The organism is Aquimarina latercula DSM 2041, assembly GCF_000430645.1.
In the GTDB taxonomy this organism is placed as follows: Bacteria; Bacteroidota; Bacteroidia; order Flavobacteriales; family Flavobacteriaceae; genus Aquimarina; species Aquimarina latercula.
In genome coordinates, this window is the sequence record NZ_AUMK01000003.1 from 75,702 (window position 1) to 91,246 (window position 15,545).

A 15,545-nucleotide genomic window follows, 5' to 3' on the forward strand; every position below is an offset into this window, starting at 1 on the left:
AGTAGGATCAAGTGTTTTTTTAAAAGGGTTTAACGGAGATTTAATATATAATATTTAAAGTTTAATTATGAAAAGAATTTTAGCAATAGATGATCAACAATTAATTCTATTATCCTTAGAAAAACATCTTTCCGATCTTGGTTATGAGGTAAAATGTGCTGATAATGGAAAAGAAGGTCTGTTATTGTTTGAATCCTTTTCGCCTGATTTGGTTATTGTGGATATCAATATGGATGAAATGTCTAGTTTAGAAGTGATAAAAGCAATAAAAGAGAAAGAGAAATCTGATGTAAAAATATTAGTGCTTTCTGGGAATAATGATGAAGATACTATTATTGATGGCTTTGATTTAGGTATTGATGATTATATGAAAAAACCATTATCTCTTAACGAAGTTTCGGTAAGGATAGGTAGGATTTTTGGAATCAAACATGATAGGTCTCCTTCTGAAGATTCTAAAGGAAAAATGTTGCAAAGGAATTGTGTAGGAGTTGTTATACCTTGCTATAATGAAGAAAAAAGATTATTAAGTAAAGAGTTTATAGATTTTACAAATAGTAATTTAGGGTATCACTTATGTTTTGTTAATGATGGCAGTACTGATGATACTCTTAATGTATTATTAGAGTTGAGTAAAGGTAGAGAGGATAGTATAAGTGTTTATAATTGCGAAAAGAATGGAGGTAAAGGAGAAGCTGTGCGACAAGGAGTTTTACATTTGGCTAAGGATAAACAGTTGGATTATATTGGGTATTTGGATGCAGATTTATCAACGGATTTTAGAGACTTTGATGATCTTGTTCAAACAATAGCTACTTCGGATTTTAAAATAGTAAGTGGTTCTAGAATGAGTAGAATGGGAGCAGACATTACTAAGGAATCTGCTCGTAAAATTATAAGCAAAACAATCAACCTGATAATTCGAAATATTCTGGGAATGTCATTTAATGATACTCAGTGCGGTGCTAAAATTATGGATAAGGAAGTGTTTAATGAGTTGTTTAAAGAGAAGTTTATTACAAGATGGCTGTTTGATGTAGAGATATTTATGAGAATGCGTAAGTTTTATGGTAAGAAAAAGGCCGCTTCATATATCTGTGAACAACCATTAAAAAGATGGATTCATGCGGATGGGTCTAAATTGTCAATGAAGGATTCTGTAAAAATAGTGGGACAACTTGGACACATAGCGTATCATTATGGAGTTAAAGTTAAAAGTACTGCGTAAAAAATATAGTTATAGTGTGCTCTCCAAATACCGAGTAATATTTTCTAATATACTTTCGAATTCTTCTCGGAGTATTTCTGATTCATTTTTTAAATTATCCTCATATTTCTCAGCAGTATCATAACTAGTTTTCAATCCTAGGATACTAATCTTATGTTTAAGCTTATGTACATCTTCTGCAGCTTTATTGTATTTCTTTGATTTAATACTTAGGAAATACTTTTCTTTTTCTTCAGGAAATTCTCTTCTTATAACAGTAAAAATTTTTTCTTCAAAAACTTTATCACCGTTTGATAATTTATTAATAAAAGATAGGTTAGGTTCCTCCATTGATCGTGTGTTATTTAAGTGGTACTTCAAATTTACATTTAATTACGATATTTTATAATTATTTTTTTGTGATAATTAAGGGAATTTTCAGTATCTATAATGTTGTTTTATATGTCTAAATGTTAAGCTTATATAGTTTTGTATGATGAAAGCTTCAATTTTGATTTTCACTAATGATACACTATACTTTTCTTAAAGAGTGTTTTTTCTCTCAGAATTTTGTTTATAACGTTCATTGTTAACTTGTTTTTTGTTAATAAGTGATGATCTCTATGATTAATTTTATACTTATTAACAGTTTTAGTAGGAAAATAATACTATAAATGATATATATTATCATAAATAGTGTTTTTTTGTCGATAAAAATATACTTTATGAATATTTACTAACAATTTTTTATTTAAAATGTTGATTATATGTTAATAACTTACTATATTTACTATAATTAATCCTTAAATCACACAGTTATGAATCATCTTTATTCTTCTATTGAACTTATTTTTAAAAGTGCTGTTGACTTCTTAAGAGATCTTCCCGGTGCATCTAGTTATGCAATCCGTAAATAACAATAAATTGTTTAGTGTAGTTTATAAATAGTCAAAGAGGTTGTTTTCCATTAGACAACCTCTTTTTTGTATTCTAGATGCTAGAATATATACACAGTTGAACTTGCTCAATACTCAAATATTTTGTTCTTTGCGCTTCTATAGTAAGATATATTGAAGGATTTAGAACAAAAAATACGCTCTTTTACACCCGTTAGTGATTCTGATATGGAATATGGGTTGCAATTCTACAAAAAAGAAATTTATAAAAAAGGTGCATATCTTGTTAAGCCAGAACAATCTATTCAAGATTTCTATTTTATGAAGAAAGGCTGTGTAACCTATTATACCATTGAAGAAGGGGTGACCAGAGTAATGGAGTTTTTTACAGAAGGTTCTTTTTTTACAGATTTGTATCCATATATTGAAGAAATTCCGTCCGAATCATATTTAGAAGTAATCGAGGATTCTATCGTTTATACCATTTCTAAAACTGATGCTCTTAAAGTTTTCGATTATTCTCATGCATTAGAACGTTTTGGAAGATTATCTATGCAAAAGGCTTTTATTAATAATTTTCAAAGAATTAATAGAATGAAGAATCTTTCTAATCAGGAACGTTATCTTCAGTTATTAGAAAAGCGACCTTCACTTTTTCAGAGAGTTCCCCAATATCTTATTGCTTCTTATTTAGGGTTAACTCCAGTTGGGCTTTCTAAAATAAGAAAGAGGCTAAGTCAACAATGATTTAGTAGTAAGATTTTCGGTAACGTTTATAATTTAATTAATTTAGAATAGTAATGTTCTAAGCCGTAAGTAGTTTATAGGTCAATTTTTGTTTTAAAAACAAAAGGATATCATAAAATTCATATTTATTAAACCAGTTTAATTAGAATCTACTAAATATTCACGAAATTTATTGAGTTGTCAGTAATCAACTTCTTAAAACTTCACACAATGGCTAAAGAATATATAGATCTAGATACTTTAAAATACCTCTTATATGATGTTCATCAATTAGAAGAAGTATTACAGCAAAAACGTTTTGTAGATCACGATAAAGAATCACTGAACTTATTTTTGGATTCTGTAAAAGAATTCTCAGATCGTGAATTATTTCCCTACTTTAAAGAAATGGATGAGAATCCAGCATATTATAAGGATGGAAGTGTAGTTGTTCATAAGCAAGTAGAGGTTATGATGAAAAAGGGTGGTGAGATGGGACTCATTTCAGGAACTTTTGATTATGAAGCTGGAGGATTGCAATTACCTATGATGATGTATACAGCATCTGCTTTTATTCAAGATGCTGCGAATAATCATTTGCCAGGTTATGTAGGATTAACATTAGGTGCTGCAGAATTGATTATTCATTTTGCTAGTAAAGAATTAAATGATACTTATGTCCCTAATATGCTTTCCGGAAATTGGGGAGGAACTATGTGTTTAACCGAACCCCAAGCAGGTAGTTCATTGTCTGATGTGGTAACAAAAGCTACGGAGCAAGAAGATGGTTCTTATAAAATTCTTGGGCAAAAAATATTCATTTCTGGAGGTGACCATCAGTACGCAGAGAATTTTGTGCATCTTGTTTTGGCCCGTATTGAAGGAGCCCCTCCAGGTACTAAGGGAATATCTTTATTTATCGTTCCTAAAAAAAGACCAGATGGGAATGGTGGTTTAATTCCTAATGATGTGACTACTGTTGCAGATTTTCAGAAAATGGGGCAACGCGGATATTGTGCTACGCATTTAGGTTTTGGGGATGCCGATGACTGTAAAGGGTGGTTGGTTGGAAAACCACATCAAGGTCTTAAGTATATGTTTTTAATGATGAATGGTGCTCGTATTGCTGTTGGAAGAGGAGCTGCTGCAATCGCTACAGCGGCATATCAAGCTTCATTACAATATGCAAAAGAACGACCGCAAGGTAGAAAATTAGCAAGTACGGGTAAAAAGGATCCTGAACAAGGACAGACATTAATAATTAATCACCCAGATGTCCGCAGAATGTTATTGTTACAAAAAGTAATAGCAGAAGGATCTCTGAGTTTGGTTTTATTAGCATCTAAATATTATGACCTTAAGGAGACTTCTCAGGACGAATCCGAAAAAGAGAAATATAGCTTATTATTAGAGTTGATTATTCCAATGGTTAAAACATATCCATCAGATATGGGCGCGCATGCAGTTTCTAATGGATTACAAGTGCTAGGAGGTTATGGATTTTGTTCTGATTTTATATTGCAACAATATCATAGAGATATTCGTATTTTCCCTATTTATGAAGGTACTACAGGTATTCAATCTCAGGATTTATTGGGGAGAAAACTTTTGATGGAAAATGGTAAAGCGCTAGAAGCACTTAACAATGAAATAATGCATACTATCCGACAAGCATCGGAGTATGATGATCTTCGTAGATATGCGAATTCACTTGGAGAGAAATTGCTATTAACTCAAAAAGTAATAGGTTTCTTGGTTGGGTTTGCTAAAAAAGGAGATTATCAACGTTTTTTATCTGATGCTACTCCCTTTATGGAATTCTTTAGCAATATAACGATCGCATGGATATGGTTAGATATGGCAGTACATGCTAAAAATGCAATCATAACTGGAAAAGAATCATATTCTGAAGAGTTTTATGAGAGTAAAATCCATGCGATGAAATTTTATTTTAAATATGAATTACCAAAGACCAGTAGTCTAGCAGAAATTCTTATGGATGAAGAAGTGTTGACTATTCTGGGAGAAAAAGAAGTCTTTAATTGATTGAATTTTATATCAAAAAACACTCAAATATTTTAATAATAACGAAACATTAATTCATTAAATATATAATGAACAGTATAAAACAATCATTTAATTTAGAAGGAAAAGTAGCGATCGTAACAGGTTCTAGTAAAGGAATAGGAAGATCAATTGCACAAGGTTTGGCAGAATATGGGGCTAAAGTGGTTATTAGTAGTCGAAGTCAGGACGCAGTGGATCAAGTTGCTACCGAGTTTAAAAAAAATGGACTGGATGCTTTTGGCATTGCCTGTCATGTTGGTAAATCGGATCAACGCGAAGCTTTGATACAAAAAACTATAGCACAGTATGGAGGAGTTGATATTTTAGTAAATAATGCAGCAATAAACCCTGTGTATGGTCCAATTGAAGATGCGGATGAGAATGTTTTTGATAAAATAATGGATGTCAATGTAAAAGCGCCTTGGATTTTATCCAATCTAGCGTTGTCATCTATGCAAAAACGTGGAGGCGGTAGTATAATTAATATAGCGTCAGTAGAAGCTTTACATCCTGGAGCGGGTTTAGGATTGTATAGTACGAGTAAAGCGGCTTTATTAATGCTTACTAAAAATCAAGCAAAAGAATGGGGGCAATACGGAATTCGTGCTAATGTAGTATGTCCTGGATTGATTAAAACGAAGTTTAGTGCTGCTCTTTGGCAAAATGAAAAACTATTAAGCAAAATAGAAAAAACCTTACCGACGGCTCGTATGGGAATGCCAGATGAAATGTCTGGTATTGTTTGTTTATTAGCCTCAGAGGCTGGTGCATATATGACAGGTGGCGTATACAATGCAGATGGTGGATATATGATTGCTGGTTAGTATCCATGTTTTTTGTTTAAAGCATTACTCTGGTGTTGTTCAATTGCTAAAATAAAATAAGACGATTATAAGATGAACTTTGATTACTCGGAAGAAGTACTAGAATTACAAAAAAAACTCATTACGTTTTTTGAAGAGCATATATTACCGATAGAAAAAGAAGTAAATGATTTTCTTTATGATCCAGATAACCGATGGAAATCTTGGCCAGGAATGGAAGATTTAAAAGCTAAGGCTAAAATTGCAGGGTTATGGAATTTGTTTTTGCCTAAAACTTATGGAGCATTAAGTCCTGGATTAACTAATTTAGAATATGCTCCACTAGCGGAGATTATGGGGCGTATTTTGTGGTCTTCAGAAATATTTAATTGCAGTGCTCCAGATACAGGAAATATGGAGGTATTAGCAAAATATGGTTCAGAAAATCAACAAAAAAGGTGGTTAGCCCCATTAATGAATGGAGAAATCCGATCAGCTTTTTTAATGACAGAGCCTCAAGTAGCCTCTTCGGATGCTACGAATATAGAAACTTCAATAATCCGAGACGGTGATGAATATATTATCAATGGAACAAAATGGTGGTCTTCTGGTGGAATGAATCCCCATTGTAAGGTCGCCATTGTTATGGGGAAAACAGATCCAAATGCTCCAAGACATAAGCAACAGAGTATGATTTTAGTCCCCATGGATGCACTTGGATTAAAAATTATTAGACCATTATCGGTGTTTGGATTCTATGATTCTCCAGAAGGACATGCAGAGATCGTTTTAGAAAACGTAAGAGTACCAAAAGAGAATCTAATATTAGGCGAAGGAAGAGGATTCGAGATCGCACAAGGACGATTAGGCCCAGGACGTATTCATCATTGTATGCGTTTAATTGGGATGGCACAACGTTCTTTAGAACTAATGTCCAAACGAGCAGCAGAGCGTATTGCTTTTGGAAAATCATTTAAAGACTATAGTAGTATCCGGCAAGAGATTGCGCAATCGCAATGTGATATTGAACAAGCTAGATTACTAACGCTTTCTGCAGCTGATAAAATGGATAAACTCGGTAATAAATCTTCGAAAGACTTAATTGCAATGATAAAAATTGTAGCTCCAAATATGGCATTAAGAGTAATAGATAGAGCTATGCAAATACATGGAGGAAAAGGAGTGGGGCCTGATACGCCTCTTGCACATTTTTTTGTAGCGGCTAGAATGTTACGTTTGGCAGACGGTCCAGACGAAGTACATATGTACCAGTTAGGAAAAAGCGTAATTAAAAAATATTCAGAATAAAATATGCAAAACGTACGCAAAGGCGAAGAACTAAATGAGAAAACTTTAAAATCATTCCTTCTTAAGGAAGGTTTGATAAATAATGTTCAAAGTGATTGGAATGTTGAACAATACACTCACGGGTATTCTAACCTTACTTATTTGTTAAAAATAGAAGATAAAGAATATGTATTACGTCGTCCACCATTTGGTGCTATTAAGCGAGGACATGATATGGGGCGAGAATTTAAAGTCCAATCTGCTGTATATAAGGTATTTCCAAAAGTTCCTAAAATGTATGCTTTTACAGATGATGAGAGTGTATTAGGTTGTTCTTTTTATATTATGGAAAAGGTAAGCGGAATTATTTTGAGTACTCGTGAAGCCAAAAAAAGAAATATTTCAGCAAGTGATTTTAAAACTATTGCCGATTCCTGGCTAAATACTTTTGTAAAACTTCATAATATAGATTACCAAGAGGTTGGCTTAGAAGATCTAGGAAAACCAAAGGGGTATGTAAGCCGTCAAGTATTGAACTGGGGGAAACAATACCTTAAAGCGGCGACAGATAATATTCCTGCTGCTGGAAAGATAATGAAATGGATGGAAGATAACCAGCCAAGAGAATACCAATATAGTTTAGTGCATAATGATTTTAAATATGATAATGTTGTATTTAAAAATGATAGCTGGAATGATGTTATTGCGGTATTGGATTGGGAAATGGCAACATTAGGAGATCCATTAATGGATTTAGGGACTTCATTAGGATACTGGACAATGAGCAGTGATCATGAATTTGTGCAAAAAGGTATTCCTTCTCCAACAATTATGGAAGGAAATCCTAGTAGAAGTGAAATAGTGGAATTGTATGCACAAAAAAGTCAAAAAGAAATAAAAAATTTGGTGTTTTATTATGCATTTGGACTTTTTAAGATAGCAGTTATTGCTCAACAAATTTATTATAGATACGATAAAGGTTTAACAACAGATCCACGTTTTGCGCAACTGGATAAGGCATCCGCACTACTTTGTAATCTTGCTTGGCAGGCAATACAAACTAATAAAATTGATTAAATATTGAAATAATGGATTATTTGGCAGCGACATATTATTATGATTATGAGACGGAGGAAATCCAGAAGATTATAGAAGAATTTAAAAGTAGCAATGTAACATTGAAAGAAAAAGCAAAGGCTTTGTATGTTAAGGTTAGAGATGGTTGGCGTTATGATCCATATCATATTAACCTGAAGAAAGAGGCTTATAAAGCAAGTAAGGTAGCTACAAAGAACAGTGGTCATTGTTTAGATAAATCCATTTTATTAATCGCCGGTTTAAGAGGGTTAGGTATTCCTGCCAGAATTCACCTAGCTAAAGTGAAAAATCACATTGGAGTAGAAAGGCTTATAGAGAAGTTCGGGACAAATGAATTAACACCTCACGGAATGGTTAATGTTTATCTTGATGGAAAGTGGGTAAAGGCGTCACCAGCATTTAACAAAGCATTGTGTGAAAAATGTAATGTAGCACCTTTAGAGTTTGATGGAGAAAATGACTCAATGTTTCAGGAATTTGATAATAAAGGAGGGATTTTCATGGAGTATCTAGAAGATTACGGTCATTTCGAAGATGTTCCTTTTGATTTTATGCTGAATAATATTAAAGAACATTACACAGATATATACGAGAAGTATAAAGAGCTTAGCGAAATAAGATTATAAAATCAATTTTTATGAATACATACACTGGAATTACCCAAAAACAGTTTCAAGATTTTTTAGAATTACCTATCGATGGATCATTTCAGATGATAAATCTTTTGAAATTTAAGGATTATGTAGAAGAAACTGGGACGACAGGTAGAGAGGCGTATGCAGAATATTTGAATGCGATACTGCCTTTTTTTGAAAACACTAGAGCGAGAATCGTATATCAAGGTAAACCTCTGTTTGGATTGATAGGTCCAGAGAATACCATCGAATGGGATAAAATACTCATTGTACAATACGAGAGTAAAGAAGAATTTGTAAAAATGATTACAGAAAAAGAATATCCAGCTGATATGCGTAGCAGAGCTTTATTAGATTCACGTCTTATTCTTTCTTTAGGGAAATAAATCTAGATTAAACAAATTATATAGTATTACATGCAAGTAAAAGATAAAGTAGTTATAGTTACAGGAGCAGGTTCGGGAATAGGAGCCGCTACGGCAAAACATTTTGCAAAACATAAAGCAACCGTTGTTGTTTCTGATATTAAAGAAGAAAAAGCAAATCAGGTTGCAGAAGAAATAAATAAAGAAGGAGGAAAAGCGACAGTAATTACTGCTAATGTTGCTGATTTTGCACAAGTAGAGTTGTTAATTTCTAAAACGGTAGATCAGCTTGGGCAATTAGATGTAATGGTAAATAATGCAGGGATAGGTCCAAGAAATATGTCTAAAACAGCAGAATATACGTTAAAAGATTGGGATAGTGTTATTTCGGTAAATCAAACAGGAGTCTTTTATTGCATGAAATTAGCTTTACAGCAAATGATGAAACAAGGTTATGGTAATATTGTAAATATTGCATCCTTAGCAGGATTAAAAGCATCATTAAATAACCTTTCATACAGTGCTAGTAAATTTGCTGTCGTTGGGATGACGAAATCAGCAGCATTAGAATATGCAACTAAGAATATTAGAATCAATGCAGTTTGCCCGGGCTATACAGAATCGGCACTCTTAAGTAAATTGTTATCAGTACGACCTGATATGGACGATATGCTAAAAAGTGTAATTCCAATGAAGCGGTATGGACAAGCGGAAGAAATAGCAGAAGCTGTGGTGTGGTTAGCTTCAGAAAACACGAAGTTTATAACGGGACAGACAATTACATTAGATGGAGGAACTTCTCTATAAAACAATTATTCAATTAGTAAATAAAGCCAAAGCCTATAATGCAAACCATTAAAGTAGAAAGAAAAGATGACTACGCAATTGTTCAATTGAACAGAGGAAAAGTAAATGCTATTAACCATCAAATGGTTCAGGAAATAAGACGAGCTTTTGATGATTTAGAAACTGATAGTTCTGTAAAAGGTGTAATAATAACTGGTACACCGCATTTTTTCACAGCGGGTCTTGACGTTATAGAATTGTATGGTTATGATAAGCCGAAGATGAATGAGTTTTTTAATGATTTTGGAGGAATGTATATCCAATTAGCCAAGTTTAGTAAACCATTTATATGTGCTATTACAGGATATTCTCCAGCTGGTGGTTGTGTAATTGCTATTACTGCTGATCATCGTATTATGGCTGCAGGAGAAAAGTATACTATTGGGTTAAACGAAGTAGCGGTGAATATCCAGATTTCTAATAACCTTATTAGAGGGTATTCCTATTGGTTAGGAGAAGGAAAAGCAAATGAATGTATTCTTGGAGGAAAGTTATTGAGTGTTGATGAAGCTTTGGATACTGGCTTAGTAAATGAAGTTTGTGATTTAGAACAAGTTTTGTCAAAAGCAGAAGTAAAAATGAAGCAATATTTGCAAGCTGATGAAGAAATTTTTAAGAATACTAAGTATAAGTTACGAAGGGATTGGTTGGAAAGTATGGAAGAAGATCCTAAGGTCGATTTAGAACAAGCAATTTCCCTTTGGTGGAAACCAGAAATAAGAGCAAAAATGAAAGCTTTCGTAGAGAGTTTACAGAAAAAATAAATGTATCAATAAAAAAATATTTCAAAAATGAATAAGCAAATCATCTTAAAAAACCGTCCAGAAGGATTGCCAGATAAAAATACTTGGGAGTTACAGGAGAATCCTATTCCAGAACCTAAAGAAGGAGAAGTGTTGATTAAACATCATTACATATCACTAGATCCAGCAATGAGAGGTTGGATGCGGGAAGGGAAATCCTATATAGAACCAGTAGAATTGGGTGATGTGATGAGAGCTGGATCTATAGGAGAAGTTGTTAAATCTAATAATCATACAAAATTTAATGAAGGTGATTTTGTAACCGGTTGGGGAGGAGTACAGCAATATACTGTAACTAATGGTGATAATTGGTATACTGTAGATCCTAAATTAGCGCCTTTGCCAATGTATATTGGAACTCTAGGGATGCCTGGTATGACAGCATATTTCGGAATTTTAGAAGTTGGTAAAATAAAAGAAGGAGATACTGTTTTAGTTTCTGGTGCTGCTGGAGCGGTTGGTAGTGTAGTAGGTCAGATAGCAAAGATAAAGGGGTGTCGTGTTGTTGGAATAGCAGGAGGAAAAGAAAAATGTAATTATATAAAAGATGTTTTAGGTTTTGATGCGGCTATAGATTATAAATCGGGAGATATATATGAAACTATCAAAAATGAATGCCCAAAAGGTATTGATGTATATTTTGATAATGTTGGAGGAGAAATTTTAGATGCAGCGTTATCTAGATTGCGTATGCAGGCAAGAATTGTTATTTGTGGGGCAATTTCTCAATATAATAATATGGAAGATATGAGAGGGCCTAAAAATTATCTTTCATTATTAGTAAATCGGGCAACAATGCAGGGTATGGTTGTTATGGATTATGCAAAAGATTATGGGAAAGCAGCTAGAGAAATGGCTGGTTGGTTGGCACAAGGGAAATTGAAAAGTAAAGAAGATATTTATAATGGAATCGAAAACTTTCATGAAACATTTTTGCGTCTTTTCTCTGGAAATAAAATGGGTAAACTTGTATTAAAGGTTATAGAGGATTAATATGAAGGCTATAGTTTGTAAACAATATGGACAACCTTCTAATTTGGTATATGAGGATGTTGTATCTCCAAAACCAAAGGAAAATGAAGTCCTAATTCAAGTAAAAACCTGTGGAGTAAATTTCCCTGATACTTTAATAATTCAGGGGTTATACCAGTTTAAACCCGATGTTCCTTTTATTCCAGGAAGTGATGTAGCCGGAGTTATTAAAGAAGTAGGTATTGATGTTAAGCATCTTAATATTGGAGATGAGGTTTTTGGATTTGTAATGCAAGGCGGTTATGCAAAAGAAGTTGCAGTTCCTGCTAATGTATGCTTTAAAAAACCTCCTAAGATGGATTTTTCGGTAGCGGCTTCTTTTATGATAGCGTATGGCACATCTTATCATGCATTAAAAGATCGTGCTCAATTAAAGCAGGGCGAAACTTTACTGGTTTTAGGGGCATCAGGAGGAGTTGGGCTTGCAGCAATTGAACTAGGAAAGCTATTGGGAGCTAAGGTTATTGCGGCTGCATCTTCTAAAGAAAAACTGGAATTATGCAAACAATATGGAGCGGATGAAGTTATAAACTATACAGAAGAGGATCTAAAAAGTAAAATCAAAGAGTTAACAAGTGGAAAAGGAGCAGACGTTGTTTATGATCCTGTAGGAGGAGATTTTTCTGAACCAGCATTGAGAGGGACAGCTTGGGAAGGTAGGTATTTAGTAATAGGTTTTGCCGCTGGTCAGATTCCTAAAGTACCATTGAACCTAGCATTACTAAAGGGATGCTCTATTGTTGGTGTGTTTTGGGGTAATTTTGCAATGAAAAATCCTAAAGGGAATATGGATAATACATTACAGTTAATGAAATGGATGGAAGAAGGAAGAGTACAACCGCATATTTATAAAATATATCCGTTAGAAGAAACTCCAAATGCGTTAGAAGAAATGATGAATCGAAAGGTGAGAGGCAAAGTGGTGATTCAATGTTCTTAATATTATTTAATAAACAAGCTTACATATGAGATTAAAAAATAGAATTGCAATTGTTACAGGAGGAGCAAGAGGAATAGGAAAAGCTATTTCTACTTTATTTGCTAAAGAAGGTGCAACTGTAATTATTTGGGATTTATTATCAGAAGGTGAACAAGTGGCTAAATCTATATTAGACAATGGTCAAGTTGCTGAATTTACGAGTATTTCCGTTACTAATAAAAGTGCTATTGAAGCCGAAGCCGAAAGGATTCATAAAAAGTATGGAAAAATAGATATTTTGATTAATAATGCAGGAATAACTAAAGATCGCACACTGCATAAAATGAGTGAGAATGAATGGGATGCTGTAGTCGAAGTAAATTTAAAAGGTGTTTTCTTATGTACACAAGTTGTTTCTCAATATATGAAAGAATCGAGGTATGGAAGAATTGTATCTGCGGCTTCTAATGTAGGTTTACGAGGTAATTTCGGGCAAACCAATTATGCTGCTACTAAAGCAGGTGTTATTGCGATGTCTAAAACTTGGACAATAGAGCTAGGTAAGTATGGAATTACAGCTAATGCTTTAGCTCCGGGATTTACACTAACAGAAATGACAGATCAGATTCCTAAGGAACATATAGAAGGAATTAAATCACAAATTCCTTTAAAGAAAGCCGCTACACCTATTGATATTGCTTACGGGTATTTGTATTTGGCATCAGATGAAGCTTCTTATGTATCAGGTATTTGTTTGACTATAGATGGAGGAATCTCAAGATAGTTTAGAAACACTTAATATGTAAAAATATGGATCAGTTGACTTGTAAAAACTTTGATGAGTTTAAAGCTTACAACGGAAAACAATTACCATTGGGTGAATGGGTCACTGTAACCCAGGAAATGATTAATGCCTTTGCAGATGCTACAAAAGATTACCAATGGGTGCACGTTGATTTAGATCGAATTGAAAAGGAATCACCATTTAAGAAGCCTATTGCTCACGGTTTTTTATCAGTTTCGCTACTATCCAAAATGTTGATGGATCTTATTGATATAGAAAGTTTAGCAATGGGTGTTAATTATGGACTTAATAAAGTAAGGTTTCCAAATCCTGTAATTGTAGATAGTAGGTTAAGATTACATAGTAGTATTAAGGATATAGAGGCTTATACCGAAAAAGGCCTAAAAATAACTTGGGATTGTTCAGTGGAAATTGATGGTTCAGAAAAGCCTGCCTGTGTTGCAGAATTTGTTTCGTTAATGTTTGAGGAGTAAAAAATGTAATTTGCTTTTATTTAGAAAAGTGATGTCATTTTTGAATCTATTTTAATAGTATATCTAAGTATGCAATTTCAAGAATTTTATTTCAATTATCTTAAATATCAGTTGTACGGTCAATATTGGTTGCCTACTAACTGTAAAGCAATGGTTTTGCTAGTACATGGTATGGGTGAGCATTCTGGTAGATATTCGGATCATGTAATTCCTGAGTTGTTGTCAAAACAAATAGGTGTAATTACTTATGATAATTTTGGTCATGGTAAGAGCAGTGGTAAAAGAGGACATTGCCCTAATTATGATTCTCTTATGGATACAATAGACGCTGTTTATCAAAAATCAAGAGAAATAGTAAATAACCTTCCTGTATTCTTATATGGGCATAGTATGGGTGGAAACTTGGTTATCAATTATTTAATCCGGAAAAAACCAGAAGTTACAGGAGTAATTATTACGAGTCCTTTCTTACGTTTAGCGTTTCAGCCACCAAAATGGAAAATGACAATGGGAAAGATGTTTCAAAAAATAGCACCTTCTGTAACATTGCCTTCTGGGTTGGATGTAAAGGCCATTTCTAGAATAGCGGATGAGGTAGAAAAGTATGAAAATGATCCTTTAATTCACGATAGAGTAAGTACTAATTTCACACTTCCAATTATAGAAGCTGGTATTTGGGTAATTTCTAAAGCCGCTTTTGTTGAAAAACCAGTTTTGATAGTTCATGGAACTGCAGATCAAATTACTGATTATAGGGCAAGTCAAGAGTTTGCAGAAAAGAATGACTTGATTTCATTTATTCCTTTTAAAGGAGGGTACCACGAACTGCATAATGATTTAGAAAAAGAAAAGTTTCTTTTGACGATTACGAATTGGATTGTTCAGATGGTTTAATGTGTTGTTTTTTAATTTATTAAGTGTATTTTTCGTCAGTTTTTTCATACTTGTTTATAGTTGTTATAGAAGCTGTTTTTCCTTATTTTTATTAGAATATTTATTTGTTGTCTAAAAACAACTCTTGAAATCTGAAAACACACAAAAAACAATAAAGTATTATGGGCGAACTAACAAGTGCTAAAAAGAAATCGACAAGTGTTTTACATATAATTCCAGAAGAACAAATTGGATCAAATAACTGTTGGGCTGCTGCTTTATCAATGGCTTTACAAAGTTATGGAACATTTAAGTCCGAAAAAGAACTAGACCAAATGTTTGAAGCAAATAATCAAGGTTTAGATTTATTTACATTACATCCGCAAATATCAACTCACTTTAGCTATATCAATTCAGAATATAGAAGTTTAATTTATGGAAATGATTCAAAACTTACTTTTAGTGAGATAAAAGGGCATATAGATAGCAGTCGTCCAATTTTAATTGGGACACAAAATTATAATGGTTTTATGGCGCACGCACTTTTGATAACGGGGTATAAAGATGATAATACGGTTTTAGTGATTGATCCTTGGGTTGGAGTTTTAAAAGAAATAACGTTAGAAGAATTAGAGAATTACTGGGTAGAGACCATTGTATTCGATAAATAAAAATATCTAATTATAGAGTAGGTTTGGTGTCCTTTTAAG

The 15,545-nt window shown here is 33.2% G+C and carries 17 protein-coding genes; 16 read left to right on the forward strand and 1 reads right to left on the reverse strand.

Annotated elements, in window-relative coordinates:
- Positions 1-67: 67 nt before the first annotated feature.
- Complete coding sequence (locus tag H526_RS0100370) at positions 68-1,228, forward strand: response regulator (RefSeq protein WP_035084022.1); 1,161 nt, start codon at positions 68-70, stop codon at positions 1,226-1,228.
- A 9-nt stretch (positions 1,229-1,237) separates the two neighbouring features.
- On the opposite strand, the gene H526_RS0100375 is transcribed toward H526_RS0100370, so the two are convergent.
- A complete protein-coding gene (locus H526_RS0100375; protein WP_027391141.1) occupies positions 1,238-1,558 on the reverse strand; it encodes a hypothetical protein in 321 nt (106 codons plus the stop codon).
- Positions 1,559-2,277: 719 nt separating this feature from the next.
- Between H526_RS0100375 and H526_RS0100380 the strand changes: the two genes are divergently transcribed.
- The 15 genes from H526_RS0100380 (at position 2,278) to H526_RS0100450 (ending at position 15,506) form a co-directional block, all read left to right on the forward strand.
- Positions 2,278-2,850: a Crp/Fnr family transcriptional regulator gene (locus H526_RS0100380; RefSeq protein ID WP_027391142.1), complete on the forward strand. Its 573-nt coding sequence runs from the start codon at positions 2,278-2,280 to the stop codon at positions 2,848-2,850.
- A gap of 210 nt (positions 2,851-3,060) precedes the next feature.
- Complete coding sequence (locus tag H526_RS0100385) at positions 3,061-4,875, forward strand: acyl-CoA dehydrogenase family protein (protein WP_027391143.1); 1,815 nt, start codon at positions 3,061-3,063, stop codon at positions 4,873-4,875.
- A gap of 68 nt (positions 4,876-4,943) precedes the next feature.
- Positions 4,944-5,720 carry a glucose 1-dehydrogenase gene (locus H526_RS0100390; protein WP_027391144.1) on the forward strand — a complete coding sequence of 259 codons (777 nt, stop codon included), beginning with the start codon at positions 4,944-4,946 and terminating at the stop codon, positions 5,718-5,720.
- A gap of 72 nt (positions 5,721-5,792) precedes the next feature.
- On the forward strand, positions 5,793-7,007 hold the full coding sequence (locus tag H526_RS0100395) for an acyl-CoA dehydrogenase family protein (RefSeq protein ID WP_027391145.1): 1,215 nt from the start codon (positions 5,793-5,795) through the stop codon (positions 7,005-7,007).
- A gap of 3 nt (positions 7,008-7,010) precedes the next feature.
- Positions 7,011-8,063: a phosphotransferase family protein gene (locus H526_RS0100400; RefSeq protein ID WP_027391146.1), complete on the forward strand. Its 1,053-nt coding sequence runs from the start codon at positions 7,011-7,013 to the stop codon at positions 8,061-8,063.
- Between the two features lie 11 nt (positions 8,064-8,074).
- Positions 8,075-8,710 carry a transglutaminase-like domain-containing protein gene (locus tag H526_RS0100405; RefSeq protein WP_027391147.1) on the forward strand — a complete coding sequence of 212 codons (636 nt, stop codon included), beginning with the start codon at positions 8,075-8,077 and terminating at the stop codon, positions 8,708-8,710.
- Positions 8,711-8,721: 11 nt separating this feature from the next.
- Positions 8,722-9,105 (forward strand): DUF1330 domain-containing protein, encoded by a 384-nt coding sequence (locus H526_RS0100410; RefSeq protein ID WP_035084026.1) that lies wholly within the window; start codon positions 8,722-8,724, stop codon positions 9,103-9,105.
- A gap of 30 nt (positions 9,106-9,135) precedes the next feature.
- Positions 9,136-9,891, forward strand: coding sequence for an SDR family NAD(P)-dependent oxidoreductase (locus H526_RS0100415; RefSeq protein ID WP_027391149.1), 756 nt, complete (start codon positions 9,136-9,138; stop codon positions 9,889-9,891).
- Between the two features lie 38 nt (positions 9,892-9,929).
- Positions 9,930-10,694, forward strand: a complete 765-nt coding sequence (locus H526_RS0100420) for an enoyl-CoA hydratase/isomerase family protein (protein ID WP_027391150.1) — start codon at positions 9,930-9,932, stop codon at positions 10,692-10,694.
- A gap of 27 nt (positions 10,695-10,721) precedes the next feature.
- The gene (locus H526_RS0100425; protein ID WP_027391151.1) at positions 10,722-11,726 is read left to right on the forward strand and encodes an NADP-dependent oxidoreductase; all 1,005 of its coding nucleotides are present in this window, start codon (positions 10,722-10,724) and stop codon (positions 11,724-11,726) included.
- A gap of 1 nt (position 11,727) precedes the next feature.
- Positions 11,728-12,705 carry an NADPH:quinone oxidoreductase family protein gene (locus H526_RS0100430; protein WP_027391152.1) on the forward strand — a complete coding sequence of 326 codons (978 nt, stop codon included), beginning with the start codon at positions 11,728-11,730 and terminating at the stop codon, positions 12,703-12,705.
- A 25-nt stretch (positions 12,706-12,730) separates the two neighbouring features.
- A complete protein-coding gene (gene fabG, locus H526_RS0100435; protein WP_027391153.1) occupies positions 12,731-13,468 on the forward strand; it encodes a 3-oxoacyl-ACP reductase FabG in 738 nt (245 codons plus the stop codon).
- 26 nt (positions 13,469-13,494) lie between these two features.
- Positions 13,495-13,962 (forward strand): MaoC family dehydratase, encoded by a 468-nt coding sequence (locus H526_RS0100440; protein ID WP_027391154.1) that lies wholly within the window; start codon positions 13,495-13,497, stop codon positions 13,960-13,962.
- 69 nt (positions 13,963-14,031) lie between these two features.
- Positions 14,032-14,856, forward strand: coding sequence for an alpha/beta hydrolase (locus H526_RS0100445; RefSeq protein WP_027391155.1), 825 nt, complete (start codon positions 14,032-14,034; stop codon positions 14,854-14,856).
- A 161-nt stretch (positions 14,857-15,017) separates the two neighbouring features.
- The gene (locus H526_RS0100450) at positions 15,018-15,506 is read left to right on the forward strand and encodes a C39 family peptidase (RefSeq protein WP_027391156.1); all 489 of its coding nucleotides are present in this window, start codon (positions 15,018-15,020) and stop codon (positions 15,504-15,506) included.
- Positions 15,507-15,545: the final 39 nt, after the last annotated feature.

Coding starts and splice junctions, on each gene's coding strand:
- fabG (WP_027391153.1), top strand. CDS start 12,731: ATGAGATTAAAAAATAGAATTGCAATTGTTACAGGAGGAGCAAGAGGA.
- H526_RS0100410 (WP_035084026.1), top strand. CDS start 8,722: ATGAATACATACACTGGAATTACCCAAAAACAGTTTCAAGATTTTTTA.
- H526_RS0100400 (WP_027391146.1), top strand. CDS start 7,011: ATGCAAAACGTACGCAAAGGCGAAGAACTAAATGAGAAAACTTTAAAA.
- H526_RS0100375 (WP_027391141.1), bottom strand. CDS start 1,558: ATGGAGGAACCTAACCTATCTTTTATTAATAAATTATCAAACGGTGAT.
- H526_RS0100425 (WP_027391151.1), top strand. CDS start 10,722: ATGAATAAGCAAATCATCTTAAAAAACCGTCCAGAAGGATTGCCAGAT.
- H526_RS0100415 (WP_027391149.1), top strand. CDS start 9,136: ATGCAAGTAAAAGATAAAGTAGTTATAGTTACAGGAGCAGGTTCGGGA.
- H526_RS0100440 (WP_027391154.1), top strand. CDS start 13,495: ATGGATCAGTTGACTTGTAAAAACTTTGATGAGTTTAAAGCTTACAAC.
- H526_RS0100450 (WP_027391156.1), top strand. CDS start 15,018: ATGGGCGAACTAACAAGTGCTAAAAAGAAATCGACAAGTGTTTTACAT.
- H526_RS0100405 (WP_027391147.1), top strand. CDS start 8,075: ATGGATTATTTGGCAGCGACATATTATTATGATTATGAGACGGAGGAA.
- H526_RS0100370 (WP_035084022.1), top strand. CDS start 68: ATGAAAAGAATTTTAGCAATAGATGATCAACAATTAATTCTATTATCC.
- H526_RS0100430 (WP_027391152.1), top strand. CDS start 11,728: ATGAAGGCTATAGTTTGTAAACAATATGGACAACCTTCTAATTTGGTA.
- H526_RS0100390 (WP_027391144.1), top strand. CDS start 4,944: ATGAACAGTATAAAACAATCATTTAATTTAGAAGGAAAAGTAGCGATC.
- H526_RS0100445 (WP_027391155.1), top strand. CDS start 14,032: ATGCAATTTCAAGAATTTTATTTCAATTATCTTAAATATCAGTTGTAC.
- H526_RS0100385 (WP_027391143.1), top strand. CDS start 3,061: ATGGCTAAAGAATATATAGATCTAGATACTTTAAAATACCTCTTATAT.
- H526_RS0100420 (WP_027391150.1), top strand. CDS start 9,930: ATGCAAACCATTAAAGTAGAAAGAAAAGATGACTACGCAATTGTTCAA.
- H526_RS0100395 (WP_027391145.1), top strand. CDS start 5,793: ATGAACTTTGATTACTCGGAAGAAGTACTAGAATTACAAAAAAAACTC.